18 protein-coding genes and 3 pseudogenes are annotated in these 25569 nt (G+C 54.3%); 20 read left to right on the top strand and 1 reads right to left on the bottom strand.

Annotated elements, in window-relative coordinates; genetic code table 11:
- Positions 1-144 precede the first annotated feature (144 nt).
- The 20 genes and pseudogenes from WEB54_RS01090 (at position 145) to WEB54_RS01185 (ending at position 24709) form a co-directional block, all read left to right on the top strand.
- Positions 145-873: a hypothetical protein gene (locus WEB54_RS01090; RefSeq protein ID WP_368052803.1), complete on the top strand. Its 729-nt coding sequence runs from the start codon at positions 145-147 to the stop codon at positions 871-873.
- Between the two features lie 229 nt (positions 874-1102).
- Positions 1103-2002 carry a sulfate adenylyltransferase subunit CysD gene (gene cysD, locus WEB54_RS01095; RefSeq protein ID WP_368052804.1) on the top strand — a complete coding sequence of 300 codons (900 nt, stop codon included), beginning with the start codon at positions 1103-1105 and terminating at the stop codon, positions 2000-2002.
- Positions 2002-3912, top strand: a complete 1911-nt coding sequence (gene cysN / locus WEB54_RS01100) for a sulfate adenylyltransferase subunit CysN (RefSeq protein WP_368052805.1) — start codon at positions 2002-2004, stop codon at positions 3910-3912. Before cysD ends, cysN begins: the two co-directional genes overlap by 1 nt.
- A gap of 235 nt (positions 3913-4147) precedes the next feature.
- The gene (cysQ, locus tag WEB54_RS01105) at positions 4148-4921 is read left to right on the top strand and encodes a 3'(2'),5'-bisphosphate nucleotidase CysQ (protein WP_368052806.1); all 774 of its coding nucleotides are present in this window, start codon (positions 4148-4150) and stop codon (positions 4919-4921) included.
- A 128-nt stretch (positions 4922-5049) separates the two neighbouring features.
- Positions 5050-5328: a type II toxin-antitoxin system Phd/YefM family antitoxin gene (locus tag WEB54_RS01110; RefSeq protein ID WP_368052807.1), complete on the top strand. Its 279-nt coding sequence runs from the start codon at positions 5050-5052 to the stop codon at positions 5326-5328.
- A 43-nt stretch (positions 5329-5371) separates the two neighbouring features.
- On the top strand, positions 5372-5806 hold the full coding sequence (locus WEB54_RS01115) for a putative toxin-antitoxin system toxin component, PIN family (protein ID WP_368052808.1): 435 nt from the start codon (positions 5372-5374) through the stop codon (positions 5804-5806).
- A gap of 40 nt (positions 5807-5846) precedes the next feature.
- Positions 5847-6998 carry a dTDP-glucose 4,6-dehydratase gene (gene rfbB, locus WEB54_RS01120; protein ID WP_368052809.1) on the top strand — a complete coding sequence of 384 codons (1152 nt, stop codon included), beginning with the start codon at positions 5847-5849 and terminating at the stop codon, positions 6996-6998.
- Entirely contained in the window at positions 6995-7834 is an 840-nt protein-coding gene (gene rfbD / locus WEB54_RS01125) for a dTDP-4-dehydrorhamnose reductase (RefSeq protein ID WP_368052810.1), read from the top strand. Before rfbB ends, rfbD begins: the two co-directional genes overlap by 4 nt.
- A gap of 2 nt (positions 7835-7836) precedes the next feature.
- Positions 7837-8710, top strand: a pseudogene (rfbA, locus tag WEB54_RS01130) (glucose-1-phosphate thymidylyltransferase RfbA).
- A gap of 344 nt (positions 8711-9054) precedes the next feature.
- Positions 9055-9152 (top strand): annotated as a pseudogene (locus WEB54_RS01135) (sugar phosphate nucleotidyltransferase); the annotation flags it as partial.
- 24 nt (positions 9153-9176) lie between these two features.
- A complete protein-coding gene (gene rfbC, locus WEB54_RS01140; protein WP_368052821.1) occupies positions 9177-9788 on the top strand; it encodes a dTDP-4-dehydrorhamnose 3,5-epimerase in 612 nt (203 codons plus the stop codon).
- Between the two features lie 4 nt (positions 9789-9792).
- Complete coding sequence (locus WEB54_RS01145; protein WP_368052811.1) at positions 9793-11700, top strand: glycosyltransferase; 1908 nt, start codon at positions 9793-9795, stop codon at positions 11698-11700.
- A complete protein-coding gene (locus WEB54_RS01150) occupies positions 11693-13120 on the top strand; it encodes a mannose-1-phosphate guanylyltransferase/mannose-6-phosphate isomerase (protein ID WP_368052812.1) in 1428 nt (475 codons plus the stop codon). Before WEB54_RS01145 ends, WEB54_RS01150 begins: the two co-directional genes overlap by 8 nt.
- An 81-nt stretch (positions 13121-13201) precedes the next feature.
- A complete protein-coding gene (locus WEB54_RS01155; RefSeq protein WP_368052813.1) occupies positions 13202-15073 on the top strand; it encodes a hypothetical protein in 1872 nt (623 codons plus the stop codon).
- 94 nt (positions 15074-15167) lie between these two features.
- On the top strand, positions 15168-16883 hold the full coding sequence (locus tag WEB54_RS01160; protein WP_368052814.1) for a methyltransferase domain-containing protein: 1716 nt from the start codon (positions 15168-15170) through the stop codon (positions 16881-16883).
- Positions 16884-16899: 16 nt separating this feature from the next.
- Complete coding sequence (locus WEB54_RS01165) at positions 16900-17568, top strand: hypothetical protein (protein ID WP_368052815.1); 669 nt, start codon at positions 16900-16902, stop codon at positions 17566-17568.
- Complete coding sequence (locus tag WEB54_RS01170; protein WP_368052816.1) at positions 17568-21227, top strand: glycosyltransferase; 3660 nt, start codon at positions 17568-17570, stop codon at positions 21225-21227. Before WEB54_RS01165 ends, WEB54_RS01170 begins: the two co-directional genes overlap by 1 nt.
- Positions 21228-21237: 10 nt before the next feature.
- Positions 21238-21939 carry a hypothetical protein gene (locus WEB54_RS01175; RefSeq protein ID WP_368052817.1) on the top strand — a complete coding sequence of 234 codons (702 nt, stop codon included), beginning with the start codon at positions 21238-21240 and terminating at the stop codon, positions 21937-21939.
- A complete protein-coding gene (locus tag WEB54_RS01180; protein ID WP_368052818.1) occupies positions 21939-24077 on the top strand; it encodes a glycosyl transferase family 90 in 2139 nt (712 codons plus the stop codon). Before WEB54_RS01175 ends, WEB54_RS01180 begins: the two co-directional genes overlap by 1 nt.
- A 50-nt stretch (positions 24078-24127) precedes the next feature.
- Positions 24128-24709 (top strand): hypothetical protein, encoded by a 582-nt coding sequence (locus WEB54_RS01185; protein ID WP_368052819.1) that lies wholly within the window; start codon positions 24128-24130, stop codon positions 24707-24709.
- A 452-nt stretch (positions 24710-25161) separates the two neighbouring features.
- On the opposite strand, the pseudogene WEB54_RS01190 reads toward WEB54_RS01185, so the two are convergent.
- Positions 25162-25569 (bottom strand): annotated as a pseudogene (locus WEB54_RS01190) (hypothetical protein); the annotation flags it as partial.

Below are 25569 nucleotides of genomic sequence, written 5' to 3' on the forward strand. Positions count from 1 at the left end.
AAAGATAAAGTCATGGCATTCTAACGGAAGGTTTAATAAACTGTCGAATTATCAAAAAATTATCTGCAGTGTTATTGTTAAAAAACCATATAAAACAACGAGTTATATAAATTAGTGACTGTTAAACATTTATCGCCAGACAACATGAATAAGCAGCGGAAGCAGGCCGTAGAGCTTCGGCTGGCCGGCAAAACACTGGCACAGGTAAAAGAAGCCACGGGCCTCTCGGCCCCTACAGTCATTAAAGCGTTCAAGGCGTTCGAGGCAGGTGGCTGGCAGGCCATCAACCTACACAAACGAGGCAGAAGCAAAGGCGAAGGTGCCGGGTTGTCCCTATCGCAACAGCAAACACTAAAGAGCGGGTTGTTATCACCGGCAAGGGCACACTTCTGGAGCCGCGAAACACTGGCCCATGAAGCCAAGACCCAGTTTGAGGAAAGCCTGTCCGAACGGGCAATAGCGCGCTTGCTGGAAGCCTGGGGCCTGGCATTACCCGAGCTTGCCGTAAAACGCCCCCGGGGCGTGCGCAACCCGGCGGCACAGTGGTATCGCTACCAATACCAGCCCCTGGCGGACTGGGCCGAACACCACCAGGCCATTTTGCTACTGGGCGTATGCAAAACCGTGCCCGGCTGGCCTGGCGTTTATCACCTGGGCCTGCAAACACCCCAGCGCAAACAGTTAGGGCAACTAACCGACCAGTGGCCAACAGAACAATGGCTGATAGACGTAGGTACAACCCTGCAGCAGCACTACGGCAACGTCGCCCTGTGCCTGGCTGGCCTCGACTTGCGCCGCGCAGCCACCCTGAACACCTGGCTAGACGCCAACAGCGCCACCATTCGGCTGATCGAATGGCGGCCGGAACAATGAATTAGCAATTTAAAGACACTCAGATCTCAGGTATTACCGCTGGCTAGTGCGGGTGCCGGAGGTGCGCATCAAGGGGGGTCTGCAGCATGGATGCTGCAGTCCAGGCCCCACGGATGGGTTTACGCCGACCCTTGATGCGCACCTGCGGCAGCCAGCACGGGTCAAACCACCCAGCCAACTTACCCCTCAGATTTGAGTATTAGACGGAAACCATAGGTTGAGGAACAGTATGTCGTTAACACACCTGAAGCGGCTGGAAGCCGAAAGCATTCACATCATGCGTGAGGTGGTGGCCGAGGCCGAAAACCCCGTCATGATGTACTCCATTGGTAAAGACAGCGCCGTCATGCTGCACCTGGCCATGAAAGCCTTTGCCCCCTCCAAGCCCCCGTTCCCGCTGTTGCACGTCGACACCCGCTGGAAGTTTCGTGAAATGTACGAATTTCGGGACAAACTGACGAAAGAGCTGGGCGTCGACTTGCTGGTACACACTAACCCCGACGGCGTCGCCAAAGACATCAACCCCTTTACCCACGGCTCCGCCCTGCACACCGACATCATGAAAACCGAGGCCCTGAAACAAGCCCTCAACAAATACCAGTTCGATGTCGCTTTCGGCGGCGCCCGGCGCGACGAAGAGAAATCCCGCGCCAAGGAACGCATCTTCTCCTTCCGCACCACTCAGCACCAGTGGGACCCAAAACTCCAGCGCCCCGAGCTGTGGAAACTCTACAACGCCCGCAAACACAAGGGCGAAAGCATCCGCGTGTTCCCCATCTCCAACTGGACCGAGCTCGACATCTGGCAATACATCTACCTCGAGAACATCCCCATTGTGCCACTGTACTACTCGGCCACGCGCCCGGTTGTGGAGCGCGACGGCACCCTGATCATGGTCGATGACGACCGCATGCCACTGCGTGAGGGCGAAGTGCCGATGATGCGCAAAGTGCGTTTCCGGACCCTCGGTTGCTACCCGCTGACCGGCGCTGTCGAATCCGAAGCCGATACCCTGCCGGCCATCATTCAGGAAATGCTGCTGACCCGCACATCCGAACGCCAGGGGCGCGTCATCGACCACGACTCCGCCGCCTCCATGGAAAAGAAAAAGCAGGAGGGCTACTTCTAATGGCACACGTCTCCGATCTGATCGCCACCGACATCGAACAATACCTCACCCAGCACGAGAACAAGGGCCTGCTGCGCTTCATCACCTGCGGCAGCGTCGACGACGGCAAGAGCACCCTGATTGGACGCCTGCTGTTCGACTCCAAAATGCTGTTTGAAGACCAACTCACCGCCATGGAGGCCGACTCCAAAAAGTACGGCACCCAGGGCGAGGGCGTCGATTTCGCCTTACTGGTCGATGGCCTGGCCGCCGAGCGCGAGCAGGGCATCACCATCGACGTCGCCTACCGCTTCTTCTCCACCGAAAAGCGCAAATTCATCGTCGCCGACACCCCGGGGCACGAGCAGTACACCCGCAACATGGTCACCGGCGCCTCCACCGCCGACGCCGCCATTCTGATGGTCGACGCCCGCAAGGGCATCCTCACCCAGACCCGCCGGCACAGCTTTTTAATGTCGCTGATCGGCATTCGCAAGGTGATCGTCGCCATCAACAAGATGGACCTGATGGACTATTCCGAATCCGTCTTCAACACCATTCGGGATGACTTCCGTGTTTTTGCCAAGCAACTGAACCTGGAAGACATCACCTTCATTCCGATGTCGGCCCTGAAAGGCGACAACATCACCAGCCACAGCGACAACACCCCCTGGTACCACGGCACCACCCTGATGGGGTATCTCGAAACCGTCGAAATGGACGACGACCGCCTGCAGCGCAACCCTTTGCGTTTGCCGGTGCAGTGGGTCAACCGACCCAATCTGGATTTTCGGGGGTTTTCCGGCACCCTGGCCAGCGGCGTTGTGCGCCCGGGCGATGAGATCCGCGTGCAGCCTTCGGGCAAAACCAGCAAGGTGGCCCGCATTTACACCTACGACGGCGACCTCGAAGAAGCCGTGGCTGGCCAATCGGTTACCCTGACACTGGAAGACGAAATCGACATCTCGCGCGGCGACATCATCTCCGGCACCGACCAGCCCGCCCAGACCGCCGAGCAGTTCGAGGCCACCATCGTCTGGATGCACGACGAGCCGCTGCTGCCGGGCCGCCCCTACCTGTTCAAGCTGGGTGCACGTACCGTGACGGCCACCATTACCGACATCAAATACCAGGTGAACGTCAACACCCTGGAGCACGCCGCCGCCAAAAAGCTGGAACTGAACGGCATCGGCGTCTGCAACCTCAGCCTGGACCGGCCCATCGCCTTCGACCCCTACACCGAAAACCAGGACACCGGCGGGTTTATCCTGATCGACCGGATGACCAACAACACCGTTGGCGCGGGCATGATCCACTTCTCGCTGCGGCGCAGCCAGAACATCCACATGCAACACATGGACGTCAACAAAGCCGCCCGGGCCGCGCAAAAAAGCCAGAAACCGACCGTACTGTGGTTCACCGGGCTCTCGGGCGCGGGCAAATCGACCATTGCCAACCAGGTGGAGACCCGGCTGCACGCCCTGGGCCACCACACCTACCTGCTCGACGGCGACAACGTGCGCCACGGCCTCAACCGTGACCTCGGCTTCACCGACGCCGACCGGGTCGAGAACATCCGCCGGGTGGCGGAAGTGGCCAAACTGATGGCCGATGCCGGCTTAATTGTGCTCACCGCCTTCATCTCCCCGTTCCGCGCCGAACGCGACATGGCCCGGGGCATGCTGGAAGAAGGCGAGTTCGTTGAAGTGTTTGTCAACACACCGCTGGATGTCGCCGAAGACAGAGACCCCAAAGGCCTGTACAAGAAAGCCCGCCGGGGCGAGCTGAAAAACTTCACCGGCATTGACTCCACCTACGAGCGGCCCGAAGCCGCCGAAGTGGTGCTCGACACCACCCGCCTGAGCGCCGAAGACGCCGCCGAGCAGGTGATCGACACGCTCAGGGCGCGGGGTATTATTCCAGCGGAATAAGTACCACAAGTTTCGGAGTTTAGTTTTACTATATTGCCAGGAGTCCGTGCCAGCCACCGGGTATGCCTAGCCGGGGTCGGCGTGAACCCGTCCATGGGGCCTAGACCGCAACATCCATGTTGCGGACTTCCCCGGCTAGGCATACCCGGCACCTGGCACTCAACTGGCTGCGAACTCCGAACGCTTGAGTAAGAACAAATGAAATGAGTATCCGGCAAATAAGCGAGCCAACACCATGACCCCAACCGAACTGAACACCTTGCTCGACCACATAGAGCGCATCGCCCTCGACGCGGGTGCCGCTATCATGGCCATTTACCAGCGGGATTTCACGGTAGAAACCAAAGCCGACCAGTCCCCGCTGACCGAAGCCGACAAAGCCGCCAACGACCTGATCGTCGCAGGGCTTAAGGCACTACCCGGGGATATTCCCATCCTCACCGAAGAAGCCGTAGAAGACTTCACCGGCGCCGACGAACATGGCCGCTACTGGCTGGTCGACCCGCTCGACGGCACCAAAGAATTCATCAAACGCAACGGCGAATTCACCGTCAACATAGCGCTGATAGAGCAAGGGAAGCCCATTCTTGGCGTGGTATACGCCCCAGTATTGCAGGCCACCTACCTCGGCGGCGAAGGCCTGGGAGCTTTCAAAACAGATAGGAACCAACCGCGCCGCGCCATCACCGTAAGCCAGCATCAGCAAGGCCAGCCTTGGCGCGTAGTCGGCAGCCGCTCCCACGCCAGCCCGGAAACGCAAGCATGGCTCGAACAACTCGGCGACTACGAACTGGTACCCATGGGCAGCTCCCTGAAAATCTGCCTGATCGCCGAAGGCACCGCCCACCTCTACCCACGCCTGGGGCCCACCTGCCTGTGGGACACCGCCGCCGCCCACGCCGTGGTCAACGCCGCTGGCGGCAAAATCACCACGCCTGAAGGTGAACCTCTAAATTACGCCAACACCAACCAAACACTGAACCCCTGGTTTGTTGTAAGAGGCAGTTGAAACTCACCGAACTTCAAAAGCCTGTTTCTGCAACCGGAATGTTCCGACGAACTAATGTTGCGTGATTAGGCTTGAGTTCGGGGTTTGGTATGATCATAATGATCATATTGGTTTGAGAGGGCCTTGCCATGATTTCAGAAATTAATGCCGTACAGTTCCGTCAGAACCTGGGAGAGATGATTAACCAGGTTCAATACCGCCACGACAGCATCCTTATCAACAAAGGCGGAAAACCGGTTGCCGCCCTTGTGGATGCACGATTATTCGAGCGCATTCGCAAGATGGAAAACCGCTTTAATGAACTCGCCCACCGGTTGGAGACAGGTTTCCGGGACGTGTCCGAAGAAGATGGCATCGCCGAGATTGAGCGAGCAGTGCAGGAAGTAAGAAAAAAGACAGAATCCTAAGTGCCTGTCGGACATAGGGAAGTCTCAATAATGAGGGAGCATCATGTCTAACGGCCTCACCGTAGTGCTTGACACCAACGTACTGATATCTGGTTTGGCCTTTCCAGGCAGTACACCGGGCTCCATCATATCCGCCTGGCGATCCGGCGGCCTGGACGTTGTGCTTTCGGAATACATACTGGATGAATTACGTCGGGTCATGCCAAAATTGCAACACAGACATGGCATGTCCATAGAAGCCATTGACGATCTTGTTGATATAGTACGATTTTGGGTACAGACAGTAGAACCCGATGACACTGAGGCTGTGGATATTCGGGACCCGTTCGATAAAGCGATCCTCGGAACTTTTTTCGCTGCCAAGCGGCACCATCAAGCCCGGTATCTGATTACCGGAGACAAAGATCTGACCAGTCTCGCCCATCGGTACAACATTATCACGCCTGCGGAATTCTGGCTGAAACACGGTGGACTGTGAGGGCATGCACCCGCACAGCCATTCAAAGGACCTATCTTCAATGCCCCAAAAAACCTTTTTTGTCACCGGCGGCGCTGGTTTCATCGGTTCCGCCGTAATACGAGAGCTCATTCAAAACACGCCTCACCGAGTCGTAAACGCCGATAAACTAACCTACGCGGGCAACCTTGGCTCCCTAGCAAACATTGAACCCAACGAACACTACACCTTCGAACAAGCCGACATCTGCGATGCAGCGGCCATGCAGCGGCTGCTCGACCAATACCAACCAGACATCATCATGCACCTGGCCGCTGAGAGCCATGTAGACCGCTCCATCGACGGCCCGGCCGACTTCATCCAAACCAACATCGTTGGCACCTACACCCTGCTGGAAGCCGCCCGCCACTACCAGGCCGCGCTTAAAACCAGCAATGCCGCCAAGGCAGAAGGCTTTCGCTTTCACCACATCTCCACCGATGAAGTGTATGGCGACCTGGAAGGCACCGACGACCTGTTCGTTGAGACCACCCCCTACGCCCCCAGCAGCCCCTACAGCGCCAGCAAAGCCAGTTCAGACCATCTGGTTCGAGCCTGGGGCCGCACCTTCGGGTTGCCGGTGGTCATCACCAACTGCAGCAACAACTACGGCCCTTACCACTTCCCGGAAAAGCTCATCCCGCTGACCATTCTAAACGCCCTGGCCGGCAAGCCGCTCTCGGTGTACGGCAACGGCCAGCAAATACGGGATTGGCTGTATGTGGAAGACCACGCCCGAGCCCTCATTCTCGTGGCCCAGCAGGGCAAACTGGGTGAGACCTACAACATCGGCGGCCACAACGAAAAAACCAACTTGGAGGTAGTCCAAACCCTCTGCAAACTACTGGACGAACTCTCCCCCAAAACCATACCCAAGGGCAACAACATAGCTCCCTCTCCCCCTTCAGGGGGAGAGGGCTGGGGAGAGGGGGCAAACAAGCCACAGACCCAAACCCACGCCACCCTAATCACCTTCGTGACCGACCGCCCGGGCCACGACCACCGCTACGCCATCGACGCCAGCAAAATCGAAAAAGACCTGGGCTGGACGCCGCAGGAGACCTTCGAAACCGGCTTGCGCAAAACCGTGCACTGGTACCTGAACAACCCAACCTGGTGGCAGCGCGTGCGCAGCGGCCGTTACCGGAGTGAAAGGCTGGCGGCAGGAAAATGAGCATTCTGATATTGGGTACCACCGGCCAGGTAGGCCACGAACTAACCCGCCAACTGAAACCCGGCCGTCCAGTGCTCACACCAACCCGCGCAGAACTGGACCTAACCAACCTGAACGCCGTTAGCACCTACCTGGAAGCCAACAAACCCACACTCATCATCAATGCAGCCGCCTACACCGCCGTCGATAACGCCGAAAGCGAGCCCACCAACGCCAGGCAACTGAACACCGACCTGCCAGAGCGGCTCGCCCAATACAGCCAGCAAAACAACCAATGGCTGGTGCACTATTCTACCGATTACGTCTACAGCGGGGAGGGCACCGAGCCCTGGCAAGAAGCCGACCCGGCCAACCCCGTGAACCAGTACGGCAAAACCAAACTGGCAGGGGACCGGGCAGTGCAGCAAGGCTGCAGCCAACACCTTATTCTGCGAACCAGTTGGGTCTACAGCACCCGCGGCCACAACTTCCTGACCACCATGCTGCGCCTGGCTCGTGAGCGCACCGAACTGGGCATAGTGAACGACCAGCACGGTGCCCCAACGCCGGCAGCCTTCATCGCAAAAACCACATTGGAATTGTTGGGTAAACAAGCCCCGGCTGGCCTCTACCATTTGGCCCCGGCTGGCGAAACCACCTGGTTTGGCTTCGCCCGGGCCCTGTTCGACCGGGTACCACCAGCCCCCCAACTTATCCCGATTCCCACTAACCAATACCCAACACAGGCCAAACGACCCTTGAACTCCCGCCTGAACCTCGCCAAAATCGAGCAGGTGCTGGGCAAGCCCATGCCCCACTGGGAAGACCTGTTGCAACACACCCTCAAGGACCGTTAACCATGAAACACAAGGGCATCGTACTCGCCGGTGGCACGGGCAGCCGCCTGCATCCGGTTACACTGGGCGTTTCCAAACAACTGCTGCCGGTTTACGACAAACCCATGGTCTATTACCCGCTTTCGGTACTCATGCTCGCGGGCATACAAGACATTCTCATCATCACCACCGAGCACGACCAGCCCGGCTTTCAGGCCCTACTGGGCGATGGCAGCCAGTTCGGCATTAACCTCAGCTACGCCATCCAGCCCAGGCCAGAAGGCATTGTTCAGGCCTTCCTTATCGCCGAGCACTTTATTCAACACGACCCGGTATGCCCTGATATTGGGCGACAACCTCTTTCACGGCCAGGGCTTCACCAGCCAGCTAAAAAAAGCCATGGACCAGCCAGAAGGCGGCACCCTATTTGGCTACTGGGTGAAAGACCCAGAGCGTTTTGGCATTGTGGAGCTCGACCCCGAGGGCCGCGTGCTCAGCATAGAAGAGAAACCCAAGGCACCAAAATCCCACTACGCGGTTACCGGGCTCTATTTTTACGACGAACAAGTCGTCGAGTTGGCCAAAACCATCCAGCCCTCCAAACGCGGTGAACTGGAAATCACCAGCCTGAACAACCGCTACCTGGAGCAAAACCAACTGACGGTAGAGCAACTCGGCCGGGGCTTCGCCTGGCTGGATACCGGCACCCACGACAGCCTGATCGAAGCCGCCCAATACATCCAGACCATAGAGCACCGCCAGGGCCTGAAAATCGCCTGTCTGGAAGAAATTGCCTGGAACAACGGCTGGATAAACAGCGAAGCCCTGCTGGCCAGAGCCAAAACCTTCGCCAAAACTGGCTACGGACGTTATCTGAAATCCTTGTTGGTGCTTTAGCCCCTTTTTTACCGACCGTCATTTTTAATTTGCTCTGGCCGATCTGCGCGCCAGTGCGGCGTCTGATATCCAAAACCCGACTAATACTGGCCACACTTTAACCAAAGCGGACACATGTGCGCCCCCTGAACTTCACAGCCACTGTGTCTGTGTTAACATGAACTGCATCACAATTTGCGACCAAGCCCCCTAACCACTAATTCTCTGGGCTGCAGTCACGTTCTCTGGAAATTGACGTCACCAATCCAGTGGCGGTAGCGTGTCTGAACGCTGATTGACGCGTTGTTCAACGCACTCCAGATACCAATCAGGCAACACCGCAAGACCCTAAAGGAAGCTCCAAGTTGACCAAGCGCAAAGGCATTGTGCTCGCCGGTGGCACGGGTACCCGCTTACATCCGGTCACCCTCGGTGTATCGAAAACCGGCTATGGCCGGTACATAAAAACCCTGGTGGATCAGCATCTGTGAAGGTAACAAAAACCACCTTGCCAGGCGTGAAGATCATTGAACCCCGGGTGTTCGGTGACGAACGCGGTTTCTTCTTCGAAAGCTTCAATCACAGAGACTTCGAAGCTGCGACAGGGCTGAAGGTCCGGTTTGTGCAAGACAACCACTCCCGCTCAGCACGCCATGTACTGCGTGGCTTGCACTACCAGGTACGCCAGCCGCAAGGCAAGCTGATACGCGTTGTGCAGGGTGAGGTGTTTGACGCCGTGGTGGATATTCGCCCCGGCTCGCCTACCTTTGGCCACTGGGCCGGTGAAACCTTAAGTGCCGACAATAAACGACAACTCTGGGTGCCCGAAGGCTTTGCCCACGGTTTCCTGGTACTCAGTGAAAGTGCAGAGCTACTGTACAAAACAACCGATTATTACGCCCCCGAGCATGAACGATGCATCCGCTGGGATGACCCGACCATTGGCATAGAATGGCCATTGAACGCAGCACCAGTGCTCTCAGCCAAAGACAGCACAGGCAGCCGTTTTGAGCAGGCAGAGCCCGTTAGCCCCATAAACGAAGGGGCAGACGCCCAAGCTGAGCACAGCATGAAAACCAGTACGCCGCCGCATGAGTAACGCAGTGCCAACAATCCATCCTTATTACCAGCCTGTAGAGCTTCCCTTCGAGCTGCCAACACGATTGTACGGCGCCATGCTGGTGATCTGGCTACTCAGGGTGGATCTGCAAAAGCGCTTCCCGCTTTATAACAACAAACCGGGCGATTACCTGCGGTTCCTGGGCTGGTGTACGGCCATTGGCCGACGTGAATATCAAATCCTGCGGTCTATTGAACCCTGGAACCAGGAGCTGATGGCGCCGTTACAGTTACCGGCGCTTTCCGGTGACCTCTGGCAACCTGTTTATACCATTGGCATGTACCTGGCGGGCCTGCATCGTGCCAAATACTGGAATGGCCAGATACTGGCCAATGCAAAACAGCGCCACCGGGCCGCCAGATGGTATTTCAGGGAAGGACGCCAACTGATTGGCTTAACCGAACTGCCCCAGTGGCAATTGGGGGCCATAGAAAAACAATTCACTGGTTTCGACCGCTTTATGGACCACATTGCCCTGGCAAAAGACGACAGCGAGCAACTTAACCGGTTGCGGCAGGCCAATCAGGACATCGCCATGGCCTGGGGCGAGGCGGCACCGCTCAATGCAGGCCAAACACCGGCGCCCGGCAGTAACCGGGCCAGCAAATCGCTGGCCCGTTGGCTGCCCGTACCGGTTAACAAGGCGCTACCGCTGCTTAAAAAAGGCCGCAAACAACCCACCGTGGCACAACTGACGCGCCTGGCCGATGCACTGCCACAGGGCGAGAATACACAACCTAAAAAACCCGATTCCAGGTACCCCTTTGGTGTAAACCTCTACGGTTATGCGCGGGGTGAGCTGGGCATCGGCGAAGACGTCCGAACCATTGCCAAGGCACTGGAGGCGGCCGGCATCCCGTTTTGCATCATCAACATCGAGCTGGGCAAACACATCAACCAGCACGACCGAAGCGCCGAACATTGGATTAGCAGTGCGCCACGTTACAACACCAACCTGTTCTGCATGACCGGCATAGAAATGGCCCGTTTTGCCTGCGAACAGGGCCTGGAAGCCTTAACCAACCGCTACACCATAGGCCTTTGGCCCTGGGAGCTACCGCACTGGCCAAGGGCCTGGCACCACGCCTGGAGTCTGGTCGATGAACTGTGGGGCATCAGCCATTACGCGGCCACAGCCTACCGAGAAGCGCCCGTGCCTGTGGTGACAATGCCGTTGCCTGTCCAGCTTGGTGACGTCAGTAAGCTCTCGCGCGAACACTGGAAGCTACCAGGGGCTGCTTACCTATTTGTATTCGCCTTTGACATGAATTCAACGCTAACCCGAAAAAACCCGGCCGGCGTGATCGACGCCTTTCTGCAGGCCTTTCCAAACCACGCCGACAACCAGGTTGGCTTGGTGCTGAAAATTAGCCACCTGAACCGCAGCGCACCCAAATGGCGTGAACTGGCAAAACACATAAAGCACGACCCGCGCATCCACCTGGTGGATGAAGCCCTGCGCAAACCCGACGTACTGGCGCTTTACCAGTGCTGCGACTGCGTTATCTCACTGCATCGTTCGGAAGGCTTTGGCCGAATTCTCGCCGAGGCCCAATTGCTGGGCAAACCGCTCATCACCACCGGCTACTCCGGCAATATGGATTTTTGCGCAGACCCACCGACCTTCACCGTCGGCTACACCGAAACACCCCTGCAGGAAGGTGACTACTTTTTTGGCACCGGCCAGACCTGGGCCGAGCCCGACCTGGCCGAAGCCGCCAATGCCATGCGCGAATGCGCAACTAACCCGGCGTATCGGCAAACTCAACACTACACCACCACCCGGTTCAGCCCGGAATACTGTGGCCAGGCCATCCGCAAGCGGTTAACCGAACTGGTACCAGGCATCGCAAACCGTGAAAGCACATCGCAAAGGACTCCGCATGACTGACACCCTCATTCAACCTGTTATTCTTTCCGGCGGCTCGGGCAGCCGCCTGTGGCCGCTCTCCCGGGGCGGTTACCCCAAACAGTTCCTGCCCCTGGTTGGCGAGAACAGCATGTTGCAAGCCACGGCGCAGCGGGTAAACCGGGAAGGCTTCAGTTCACCGTTGATGATCTGTAACGAAGACCACCGGTTCATCGTCGCCGAGCAACTCAGAAGCATTGACGTTACCCCGAGCCGCATCATCCTCGAACCGCTGGGCCGCAACACCGCACCCGCCGTCGCCATTGCTGCACTCAGTGCACTGCAGGAACGGGAAGATGCCCTGTTGCTGGTGATGCCGTCCGATCATGTTATTGCCGATGAAACCGCCTTCCTGGCCGCCATACAGCAAGCTAAAGCTGCCGCAGAGCAGGGCAAGCTGGTCACCTTTGGCATTACCCCGGAAAAACCGGAAACCGGCTATGGCTACATTCAGAAAGGCGAAGCCCTGGCCAACCTGGGCGGCGTTAACCAGGTGCTCCGGTTCGTGGAAAAACCGGATGCAGAAACGGCAACCGACTATCTGGCCAGTGGCGAATACCTCTGGAACAGCGGTATTTTCCTGTTCAGCGCCAAGCGCTACCTGGCCGAGCTGGAGCAACACCAGCCCGCCATGCTAACCGCCTGCCTCGCGGCCCTGGAGCAAGCAGAGCAAGACCTCAACTTCTGCCGCCTGAACGCAGAGGCTTTCGCCGCCTGCCCGGACGACTCCATCGACTACGCCGTCATGGAAAAAACCCGCGATGCCGCCGTGGTACCGGTGAACATGGGGTGGAGCGACCTCGGCGCCTGGAACGCACTGTGGGACATAAAACCCAAAGACGAGCACGGCAACGCCACCAAAGGCGATGTGTTGCTGCACGACACCCGCAACAGCTATGTGCATGCCGACCACGCCCTGGTGGCAGTTACGGGGCTGGATGACATCATCGTCATCGCCACCGACGATGCCGTACTGGTGGCCGACAAAAACAACACCCAGGACGTCAAAAAACTGGTTGAACAACTCAAAGCCAACGGTCGGGGTGAACACCACCTGCATTCAACCGTGCACCGCCCCTGGGGCAGCTACCGCGGCATAGACCTGGGCGAGCGTTACCAGGTAAAACGCATCACGGTAAAACCCGGTGAGAAACTCTCGCTGCAAATGCACCACCACCGCGCCGAACACTGGATTGTGGTCAGCGGCACCGCCATGGTTACCCGGGGTGACAGCTCATTCCTGCTGCGCGAAAACGAATCGACCTACATCAGCATTGGCGAAACACACCGGCTGGAGAACCCCGGCAAAGTGCCGCTGCACCTGATTGAAGTTCAATCGGGCAGTTACCTGGGTGAAGACGACATCGTTCGTATTGAAGATGGCTATGGCCGTGTTAAATAGACAAGTGTAAACAAAGTAGAGTTCACGCCCACTAGGGATGTTTCACCCTTTTGATCCACCTTCTATTCAATAGATTCGCTTATGACAACTCTTTGTATTACCGGTACTCCTGGTCGCGATTTCGAAAGCGTTTGCAACGTTCTTTTCAATAATGGACTAGCGCCAGCAAAACCCATTGAGCGTGAGACAACCATCAGCATCGAGGACTGGCACGGCCACGTTGCCCCTTTGCTGCGGCGTCAACAGGAGCCAGGGCGACTGTGGGAGCAGCTTGCTGGAGATCTTTTGTTGGCCAATTTCCAGCAGCCTCAATGGGGGTGGTCATCCCCGGCAAGCCTCGATGCGCTGGAGTTCTGGTGTGAACTCGAGCCCGGAATGGGTTTCCTGCTTCTGTCTTCCGATCCCCAGGAATATCTTGCATACAACCTACTGGAAGGGACAACTGAGAAGGGCGTTGGGGTAGATGAAAAAACCTGCCTGGAGCAGTGGCGGAATCAGCATGAGCGTATGCTGACATTCTATTTGGATAATCCCGAGCGATGCCTGTTGGTCAATGCACGCCAGGCCCGCGCCAATCCTTCAGCACTTGCAGAAAAACTCAAAGAACGCTGGGGAGTAGAGCTGGATTTATCGTCATCTTATTTTCCCGTGCTCGCGGGTAACTCACAGCAAGAAGCTCCAATCACACTGGCTCATTACGTTGCGGAAAAAACGCTGGTGGACCATGGGAAAGGGCTAGCACCGCTGCGAGCAGAGTTGCAGGCTGCACAGCTCCCCCTGGCAGAACCTGATGTTGAAGCAGACCTGGAAGGCAATATACTAGGGTCTGCGAATCTATCTCTTACCTCAATTCTGCGTGATTATCAGCAACGCTGTGCCAGGGACCTCTCCGACAGCGAGCGAAAAGCACTTGAAACGCTCCGCCGGGAAAACGAACAACTTTTAGCTAAACTTCGCTATGTTCAGGAACAGTTGGAAGCAACCACAGAAAAACAGCAGGGTCTCGAACAGCAGCTAGAAGAGTTCAAAGCGCTTCCTACCGTTAGCCCTGAGGAGTTGGCCGATCTTGAGGAACAGCGCCTCGTAGAGAGTGAGATGCTGCTTCTCCAGTTGCACCAGGTTCAGGAGGAACTGGAAGCAAGCTTGCTCAAGCAGCAAGAAAGTGCAGAAGCTTTGGCCGAAAGCGCAGAAACTGCTCAGCGTGCGAGCGCCGAGAGCAAGCAGCTCCGCGAAGACCGACAGCAAGTTGAACACCAGCTTCAAGAGTCCACCGGACATAACGAAGAGTTGCTTCTTCAGCTGAACCAAGTACAGGAAGAACTGGAGCATTACTGCCTGAAATTTCAGGAAGTGAGCCAGGAAGCAAATAAACTCAAAGACGAAAATCGCAAATTGTCTGTCCAAAAGGAGCTGGCTCAGAAGCAGATCGAGACACCTTCTGGGTGGTTGTCACGGCTCGGCACTCGTAAGCCAGAGCCAAAAGTGTCCAAGCTTGCCTATAAAAAAATTCAACTGAAACGCGAGCTAATCAATCCGGACTATGAACATCTCTGGATTACGCTGAGAGATGCAACCTTCCGAGGCCAGTACGCTTCAAATTGGCACTTTCGACTTTCATGTGCAGGCATCAAACCCAAGGAATTTGGTAAGCAGCCTAAATTGGAAATTCCGGAACAGCCTAATCAACTCCTTCAAAACTGGTTTGAAGAAAGCGAAAACGAGCACGGCAAGAAATTGGAGCTAAGGTTCGCACTGCCCAACGCCATGGATTCCGCCGTTTGGAAGCAGATAACCAACGATGACCAGGAATTTATTAAATCGCTGATAGAGCAGCTTCCGGAACTGTTGAATGAATTGAAGGAAACGGGCTGCCATATCTCTCGGGATTGGGCGGAATGGCAGAAGCTAGCAGCAGATATGAAGCACATACATAAGAAAAAAACCAGGAAGTAGCCGATGCAATTCAGCCCTGTTTTCTCCAGGCCAGTATCCGAGAGCCGGTTGGCTACCGCCGAGTGCGCATATTATAAACAACGGGATTCGCAAGATGTCTCAGAACAACGGCACTAAGCCCTATCACTCACTCATTCACCTAGGTTGTGGCGTTGCGCCTAACATTGATGAATACCTCGCTCTCGCCGAGCACGTTTGGCTGGTTGATGCCGATTCGCAGGTCCTCGATAACCTGGGCACGATAGTCCAGGAACTCGAAAACGTGCATATTGTTCAAGCCCTTGCCGATACTGAGCAGCGCTCCGGAATTTTGTATCGCTATAGCCTGCCCTGGGCCAACGGACCAATTCCAGTAGACGACGCAACACAACGGCTCTATCCTGGCTTGCGTAGCCAGGGCATCGAAGAGCAACCCACCACAGCAGTCGATACGGTACTCTCGCAATGCCTGCCAGAAGCCGAAGACCAGGTTGCTCATTTGCTCCTGCTGGATGTTGGTAACTACAACGCTACGCTTTTACAAGCGCTGGAAAATAGCGGTTTACTCGGCCGACTAGCCACGGTAATCGTGTTGCCTGCACACCGTCGTCAACAGCCAGTGCCTGTGCCGCCAAGCCTGCTCTCTGCAGAAACATCGCCAAATGGCTTGACCTTACCCAGCAACAGCCAGGTTCTGGCACGACACCCTCTCCTGCTCAAGTTGGAACATGCAAAAAACCAACTTGCTGAGTGCGGCCAGCAAGTTGATAAAACAAAACGCTCAGTTATAAAACAAGCTGATGAATATGCCCAGTCATTAACTATCGAGCAAGAAAAATCCGCTCAGTTGGAAAAAGAGCGTGATCAGTATTTGCATCAGCGAGATGATTTGAAGCTCCAGTTAGAAGCAGCAATTAAAGAGCGTGACGATGCGTTGCATCAAAATCATCTAAATTATCAGGCCAAGAGCGCTGCAGAAAATCGTGTCTCGGAACTTCAAGATAAGTTGATAGAAGCTAACAAGTTAGCAGAGTCTCTACCCATCTCTTTGGAAGACAAGAATCCGGAAACGAACCTTACAGATGGTTTTTACCGAGCGCTTGAGGATAAGTTTCGCGGGGCTCGGGAGGACATCAAGCAGCGGGTTAGCGTGTACCTCTCGTTTGTGCAACCTATCGCAGAGCGAAACCCCGGCGTGCCAGCGTTAGACCTCGGATGTGGGCGAGGTGAGTGGCTGGAAGTACTCAAAGCAGCGGAGATTGCCGGCCATGGAATCGATCAGGATGCCGGAATGCTTGACGGCTGCCAAGTACTTGGCCTGAGTGTTGAGCAAGGCGATGCGATTGCGTACCTGGGTGCACAGCCTGATGCCAGCCGTATTTGCATCAGTCTGATACATGTAGTCGAGCACATTCCTTTTGATTCGCTTCGCGAAATAGTGGCAGAGGCGAAACGTGTGCTTGTGCCCGATGGGATTTTGATTATGGAAACTCCCAACCCAGAAAATTATACGGTCGGGAGCTGCAATTTTTACATGGATCCAACCCACCGCAATCCGCTTCCGCCACCGTTGCTGGCCTTCGTGCCGGAGTATTACAGCTACGAGCGTGTGAAAGTGCTCCGGCTGCAGGAAACTTCTATGCTTCACGACAAACCAGGTTACGAGCTTAGCGATTTACTCAGGGGGGTCAGTCCCGATTACGCCGTCATCGCACAAGTCAAACAAACTACAACAGAGACATCGGCAGGCCAGCGAGAGCAGATCGCCTGGGAGCAGTATTACGGACTGTCACTGGACGACATGATTCGACGCAACGCCCAGATAGACTAAAAGAATGGACAAGAATATGGATTTGAATGTGGACATTGAACAGCTACGCAGGAAACACAAGACCGAGCTAGTAGAAAGAGCCTTGAGTGTCTTTCAACTCGCGACTGCCGGTGATGAGGTCAAGAGCTACTGGATCGAATGCCTGCTGAAAGGTCATGATGTGCGAGATTTTCTCGAACGCCTGAAGGCGGGAGATTGGCTGCCAAGCGATCAGGCCGTGCCTTCTGACTTGAATGCCACCAGTGCTTTTGGCGGCCTGCATGTCATCGATGAGAACCTCGAACTTTATGCCGGCCTGAAACGTAAGCTCAAGGTGAGGCTGGAGAATACCTTGGGGTACACACTTAAAACGACGTATGAAGAGCCGCTCTTTATTGCCTATCACTGGTACAGTGTTGATGGTGAAGTCTACGAGTTCGATGGGGCGCGAACACCGCTACGCGAACCCGTTGAGACAGGCGGTCATGTCGAGTTACCCATCAATCTGACACCACCAGACGAGCCTGGCGACTATGAGCTGATGGTGACCATGGTGCATGAAGGGCGTTGTTGGATGGAAGATGCTGGGCTGGATGTTCATCGCATCAACTGCACAGTACAAGACTACGATGGACGGGGCCTCTCCCGCCATGCTTTGGCAGTCTTTAAACAGCTGCAGACGGCAGAGCAGGGGGTTGTGCACTGATGCGTATCGTCATAGACATGCAAGGAGCCCAAACTGAGAGTCGCTATCGAGGCATTGGGCGGTATACTCTTTCGCTTACCCAGGCCATCGTCCGCAACCGAGGCCGGCACGAGATCATTCTCGCCCTGAATGGGCTGTTTCCGGAAACCCTTGAGCCCATCCGCGCAGCTTTCGATGGCCTATTGCCTCAGGCTAATATCCGTGTCTGGCATGCCCCAGGGTCCGTACGCGAGGTGATTCAAGATAATACCGAAAGGCGTCACGCCGCCGAACTGACACGCGAAGCGTTTATCCGTAGCCTGCAGCCCGATCTGGTGCATATTCCCAGCTTATTTGAGGGCTATGGCGATGATGCAGTACTTAGCATCGGGCGATTGGACAAGACCACGCCGGTCAGTGTGACGCTGCACGATCTGATTCCCCTGCTCAACCCGGAAGAGTATCTCGACGCCAATCCCCCTTTCGCCGCCTACTATCGCAATAAGGTGACGCACTTGAAGCGAGCGGCGCTGTACCTGAGCATATCCGACTCGGCCAGCCAGGAGGCCTACGACTGCTTGGGTATTTCGGAAAACAGAGTGGTCAACACCTCGGAGGCGGCGGACTCCATGTTTCGTCGCCTGGAAATCAACGCCCAACAGCGCGTTGCGCTGCTGGGGCGGCTAGGCATCGACAGGCCTTTCTTGCTGTACAGTGGTGGTGGCGACGAGCGCAAGAACCTGCCGCGCCTGATCGAGGCCTATGCACGCCTGCCTTCCGCCCTACGAAAGGGCCACCAGTTGGTCTTCGCCGGGCGTATTCCCCACGGTATCGTCGTTCAACTCCAGGAGCATGCCCGGTGGGTGGGGTTGCGGGAGGACGAGTTCATCTATACCGGCTACATCAGAGATGACGAATTGGTGCTTCTCTATAACCTCAGCCACCTGTTTGTCTTCCCGAGCTGGCATGAAGGCTTCGGCCTGCCGGCACTGGAGGCCATGGCCTGTGGCGCTCCAGTGATTGGCGCCAATACTTCCAGCCTGCCGGAGGTGATTGGCCACCCCCAGGCACTGTTCGATCCCCTCGATGTGCAGGCTATTTCCGACAAGCTGCGCGAGGTGCTAGAGCAGCCAGCACTGCGCCAGGCACTGCAGGAGCACGGTGCCCAGCACGCCCTCAGGTTTACCTGGGAGCGCTCCGCCCAGCGGGCCATCAACGCCTGGGAGCGGCTAGTCAACCCGTCTCCCGCCGGCAAGGTAAGCAATGATAACTCCGCCGCCGATCCGCAACTTATCCCAGCCCTAATGCCCTTTGTTGAAAGCTGGAGCAATGGGGCTAAAAGTGAACTCTCTACCGCGATTGCCCTCAATCAGCAGGCCGGCACGACGCGTCAGCTGCTGCTAGATGTCTCCGAGATTTGCCACAACGATGCCGCCACCGGCGTGCAGCGCGTGGTGCGCAGCTACCTGAAGGAGCTGCTGGTGCAACCGCCGGTTGGTTTCCGGGTCGAGCCCGTTTATGCCTCTCGGGAGGAGGGCTACCATTACGCGCGCCGCTTCACCGCCCGCTTTCTTGGCCACGAGCCGTCGCTGGATGATGCGCCAGTATATTGGCAGCGGGGCGATCTCTTCTTCGGTCTGGACATGCAGCACCATGTGCAGCTGGCGCGGCAGGCACAGCTGCACGCCATGCGCATGGATGGGGTTGTGGTTAAGTTCCTGGTCCATGATCTGCTACCGATTCAGTTGGATGGCCTGTTCGTCGACCCTGAAGCCAAGGCACTCCATGAACAGTGGCTGGCGATGCTGGCCGGCTTCGATGGCGCGCTGTGCGTTTCGGAGGCGACCGCCGATGCCTACCGAGAGTGGATGGATCAAGCCCGGGTGCACTGTTCGCCGGGCTTCCAGCTCGACTGTGTGCACAACGGTGCGGACATCGAGGGCTCACAGCCTTCCACGGGCCTACCTAACGAGGCTGACGCGGTGCTCGCCAAGCTGATGGCGCGCCCCACGCTGCTGGGGGTTTCGACTCTGGAGCCGCGCAAGGGGCAGCATCAGATGCTGGAGGCCGTTGAGTGGTTATGGGTAGAGGGTCACGACGTCAACCTGGTGTTGGTCGGCCGCCAGGGGTGGCATATCGAGGCGCTGGTCGAAACGCTGCGCACTCACCCCGAACGTGGCCAGCGGCTGTTCTGGCTGGAGGGTATCAGCGATCAGTACCTGGGGGAGGTCTACCGGGCCAGTGCCGCGCTGATCGCAGCCAGCCTCAACGAGGGCTTTGGCCTGTCGCTGATCGAGGCGGCACACTACGGGGTGCCATTGATCGCACGAGACATCCCAGTATTCCGCGAAGTGGCCGGCGAACACGCCAGCTATTTCAGAGCCGACAGCGGTGAAGGGCTGGGCCAGCATCTTGCTGGTTGGCTAGCCCAATACCGGCAAGGCCGCCACCCCAGGGTGGAGGGGTTGACCTGGAATACCTGGGCGCAAAGTGCTGAGCTGCTCAAGCAGGCGCTGGTGGAGCGCCACTATGCACGACATCAGTTGCTGGTAGATGTGTCGGAACTTGCCCAGCGTGACGCCCGCAGCGGTATCCAGCGTGTGGTGCGCAGCGTACTCAGGGAGTGGTTGACCCAACCACCCGAAGGCTATCGCGTTGAGCCGGTGTGTGCCGCACCGGATGAAGGCTATCGCTATGCCCGCGCCTTTACCCACGCCTTCATGGGATGGCCGGGCGAGCCGGGCGAAGACAGCCTGATCGACCACTCCCCCGGCGATGTCTTCTTCGGCTTGGACATGCAGCCCAAGGTGCAGATTGCTCATGAGGCTTTTTACCAGCGCCTGCGCGGCGAAGGCGTGACCGTGAAGTTCCTGTTGCATGACTTGCTGTCCATCCAGATGCCGGAGTTTTTCCCGCCCGGCAACGAGGAGGGCTTCACCTGCTGGCTGGAAACCATAACCGCTACCGACGGCGTGATCTGCGTGTCACGCACGGTCTCGGAAGAGTTGGAGGAGTGGGTAGCTCAGCACGGCCCAGAGCGCTTGCGCCCCCTGCAAATCGGTTGGTCCCATAACGGCGCCGATATCGACGGCTCTTCACCTAGCATCGGCATGCCGGAAGATGCCCCGGAGGTACTCGCCAAGCTGGAAGCCAGGCCGAGCTTCCTGATGGTGGGTACCCTGGAGCCGCGCAAGAGCCATGCGGATACACTGGATGTGTTCGATGCCCTCTGGGCGCAGGGGGAAGACGTCAACCTGGTGATCGTCGGCAAAATAGGATGGAAAGTCGAACAACTGGCGGCGCGGATCAAGAATCACTCTGAATATAACCGCCGACTGTTCTGGCTCGCGGGTATCAGTGATGAGTATCTGGACAAGGTTTACAGCACCTGCTCTTGTCTTATTGCTGCCTCCTATGGCGAAGGTTTCGGCCTGCCGCTGATTGAGGCGGCTCAGGTCGGCATGCCGATTATCGCGCGTGACATCCCGGTATTCCGCGAGGTGGCGGGGGAGCATGCGACTTACCTGCCACGTGATATGCAAGTTGGGGCGGCTCAACAAGTCATCACTCAGTGGCTGGTAAAACATCGGCATGGTGCAGTTCACTCCAGCGAGGCTCTTTCATGGCTAACCTGGCAGGAAAGTGCAAGAACATTACTCGAAAAGATTTATCGACATTAGGCATCAGTTAATGATTATACAAATTAGTTCACATCGTCGGTCTGGTACGCATGCACTGATCGACCTTGTTCGCTCAAGATTTTCTATTGAAAATGATTTTTTTCATCTCGAAGATGTGCTTGATTGGCCCTTGGCGAAACTGGAAGAATCATCAATAATTGTCAAGACCCATGAGCCAGAGCCAGAGAAAAAATTACACCATTTTATCAAACTGGGCCATGTGTCAGAAGAAAAAGCACAAGATATTTCTGATAAAACGATTAATATTCATGCCTATCGCCATCCTCGTAATGTTTTTAGGTCATTGTATTATTTTAATATCAAAGGCCATGAGCCAGTCTTTCAGATTCCTGAAAAAATGTTATTTCTTGAATTCCTGAAGCAAGAAGGAGTTCAGGACGCTGATCCAAATGAAAATCGTGTTCAATTCTGGCAGCGATGTGTGCGTAACTGGGCCATTAGAGAAGACGTGTTAGCCTTGAAGTATTACGACATTGCCTCGGGAACAGAAGAAATAGTAAACGCATTGTCAGAGCACCTGCAGTTGGCGCCAGTATCACACAAGGGTATTTCCCAAGAAAGCACGGCAATCGGGCGTGAAACAACGAAAACAATGGGTGGAAGATCGCTATGGACCTCAGAGTCTGAGTTGTTCTATGAGGGTGAGATCGATCATGAACTTTTGCAACAGATTCAGATAGAGGAAAGTTAATGGACGCGATTCTCCATCTTGGGACAGAGAAAACCGGTACCTCTACTATTCAGCGGTTTCTCAAGCATAACCGGGAATCGTTAATGGCGCAGGGGTTTTATTTTATGAAATCCACCGGGCCAGCGGATGACCGTAAGTTAAGTGTTTATTGTCTTATGGATGGCCAGTTTGATGATTACCATAAAAATAATTTGATCGATTCCGAAGAAAAAAAAGCAGAATTCGAAAAGAGTTTAGAAAAAGATGTCGAAACTGAGCTAAGTCAGTTACCAGCCAGTGTACATACGGTTATTTTCTCAAGCGAACATCTTCATTCTCGTGTTAGAGAACTCCTACAGCGCGATAAATTAAAGTCATTTCTTGAAAGGTTCTTTGGAAAAATAAAGCTTGTTAGCTACCTTAGGCCTCAAGTTGAGATGGCCGTATCTCATTATTCGACTTATCTTAAAACGCAGGGCGTTGGGGAACTTGGAGAGTATCTTAAACAGTGCCACCAAGATAACTACTATTATGATTACTTTAAGTTTCTGTCGGGTTGGCAGGAAAGCTTCCCATTGAGCCCATTGATCGTCCGTATCTTTGGGCGAGATGAGCTGGTAGATGGCGATGTCGTTGCTGATTTTTGTAATGTTGTAGGGCTTAATTTCACGAAGCTAGAAGTGATTTCAATTGCGAATGAGTCAGTCACTCCTACGGGACAGGAACTGCTTAAACTGATAAATAAATACTTCCCAGTATCAGTTGAAGGGATTGGACAGAATACGGCCAGGGTAGCATTTGTTCAGATTATCAGCAGCATGTACTCTGGCCCTGGGTCTAAACCAGGGAAAGAACTGGCTGAGCAGATGCAAGGACAGTTCGATGATATTAATGAAAAAGTTCGAAAGAAATGGTTTTTCGATCGAGATAGCCTATTTCAAATGGATTTTGATAAATTTTCCATTTCCGGTAATGTGGATTGGGCTGTTGTTGAATTTTTTGATAAATTTATTTCTGAGTATCGCAAGAAAAATCCAGTGCAGCTAGCAGGGCTTACGCCAAGGTTAGTAGATAACCTAAGAGATTTTGCTTTAAGAGCTGAAGCCGATGGAGACATATCAAAAGCTTTATCCATAATGGAGATTGCAAGGGTTTTGAGGCCAGATGGGCCAAAAATAAATAAGAAAGTAAAAGAATATAATCAGCTAATCAAAAGTCCTGTATTTGAGAATCAAGGGGATCGGCGTAGGTTCTATTTGAGCAACAATGAAAGAGTGGCCATTTACTTCGATAAAGGCATAAGTAGCAGTGGTGGAGATGATTCTTTGAAGGAGGGGTTTATAGCTGGCAAGCCTTTTCTGTTTAATCTAGATAGTGTGACAAAAGGATCCGTTCCGCCAACACCTTTAATTCAAAATTATGTTGATGACTTTATAGTGTTCTTAGAAGTTGTTGGGTCGTCAGTAATTCCAGTTCAACTTGGTGATCTTGAGTTGGATTCAGGATGTCCGTCCGGTTTGGTTTTTAAAAAAGCAAGGAGCATAGACGGTAAAGGTATTATTTTAAAGCTGAATAAAAAGCGCCATTGGGATTTTTATGAGAATTTTGATCGTTTTGGTTGGAAGGAAAAAAATAATGGAGTGATTTGGAGAGGCGCACCAACTGGTATTAAAAACGTGTCGGGCTATAGCTGGGATCATAATAATCGATATGTTTTTGTCAATAAATATTTCGTAGATTATGATATAGGATTTTCTAAAGTGGGAAAGCAAGGAGATGAATCAATAACCCCATTGGTTCGAGGCGTGATTCCTAGGGGCATGCAGCTAAAAAGTAAATACCTAATCAGTTTAGAAGGCAACGATGTTGCAACTAACTTGAAATGGATACTTGCCTCTAATAGTGTCCCCATAATGGCTGCTCCAACGAAAGAAAGCTGGCTTCTTGAGTCGCAGTTAATACCTTTTGTTCATTACGTGCCACTCAATGATGAGTTGGATAATCTGGATGAGGTCTATGAATGGTGCTTAAATAATGATGAACACTGTCGACAAATAGCAGAAAATGGTAAGCGATACATGGATATGTTTTTCGATGAGGAGAATGAGAAGGAGATTTTTAGGATGATATATGAAAAATATAAAAGCATTTTTTGTTAAGCCTTGTGTGATATGTTTTTAAAGTAGTATAAATTTTTTAGGATATTCTTATGAGAAAACCAAAAATAACATTTCCTGAGCTCGTAGCTCAAGAAGTTGAAAAGTACTACGAAATGGCCGACATTATTTTAGAGTATGGTAGTGGTGGTTCTACTTATTTGGCTGCTAAACTGGATGGGAAAGTAATATATTCCGTTGAAAGCGACGCGTCTTGGTTATGCAATCTAGGTCTTCAGATTCGATCTTCAGATCCGCGTTCTCATCCCTACTTGTATTATGTGGATATTGGAAATACTAAAGAGTGGGGGCATCCAGCTGATGATGCCAAATACAGAAATTGGCCTAATTACTCTAACGCGATATGGAGAGAAGAATTTTTTGAACAACCCGATGTCGTGCTGATCGATGGAAGATTTAGAAAGGCATGTTTTTTAGCCACGCTGGGAAACTGTAAGAAAGATATGGTGGTTCTTTTCGATGATTATGGTGAGAGGAAAAACTACCATGATGTTGAAAGATTTGTTACGCCCGTGAAATTCATAGAGAGAATGGCTGTTTTCGAGATTAGTCCTGGCTTGGTTGATGCAGAAGCAGCGCTGCACTGTGCTGAGTGGCTGTACAATCCTGCGTAAATCACTTTTTATATCACATATTGCGTCCCAAGTAATTGACATCTGCTCTAAGTATGTTTCATGTCTTTATGGTTAATACCAACACACTGCACAATTTGCTTCAGGTTGCCGGGCTTTACGGCATCACATACTTGCTCAACGCGAGCAGGGACTGAATACTTCCTTCGATTGGCCTTGTTGATATGCTTGGGCATGGCTTACGTGGTTATGGGCGATTGGGCCAGCACCTCGGCCAGTGAGTGGCCGGCGTGCTTGTTCGCTGCATAACCCGACATGACACCCACTTTAATAAATTTTGTCACGAACCCGTTGTTTGAGATTTAAAGCTCAACTCAAAACTCGACGAAAATCTGGAATTCAGAGGATTTCCAGCCTGACATCGTTAGAATCTGGGTTTTATGACACGGTGGGCCCTCAGGGTGTCCTGTGACAGGTGTTCTTGAAGGGAATTATCAGGTCAGTAGGGTGGCCGGCCTTAGGTGGGGTGTTCGCTGGTATCCAAACTTCTGATACTGGGCATTTATTGATAGTGCAGTGCCCACCAGGCCTTTGAATTGGCATTCGAAGTTCTGGGTGTTGTATACCCAGTGTTCTGAGTCGATGTTGAGGCGTTCGAGTATCGGCGTTTGCTTCTGGTCTATGCTGCCGCGTTTGTCCTGGCGGATATGCCGGCCAGTCCAGTCGACCAGTTCCAGGTAGTCTTGCAGTCGAAAAGGTAGCCCCGCAGGCATACCTTGGCGGGGATAACCGAAAAAGGGAAACAGGGGCTGGGGTTGTTTGGGTTCGGGTGAGTCCGGGTCATAGGTGTCAATGGCCATTTCTTTTAACCCACTTTTGGCCAATAAAATTGACCCACCCAA

Origin of the sequence: Saccharospirillum sp., from assembly GCF_040881935.1 — a bacterium.
Classification (GTDB): Bacteria; Pseudomonadota; Gammaproteobacteria; order Pseudomonadales; family Natronospirillaceae; genus Saccharospirillum.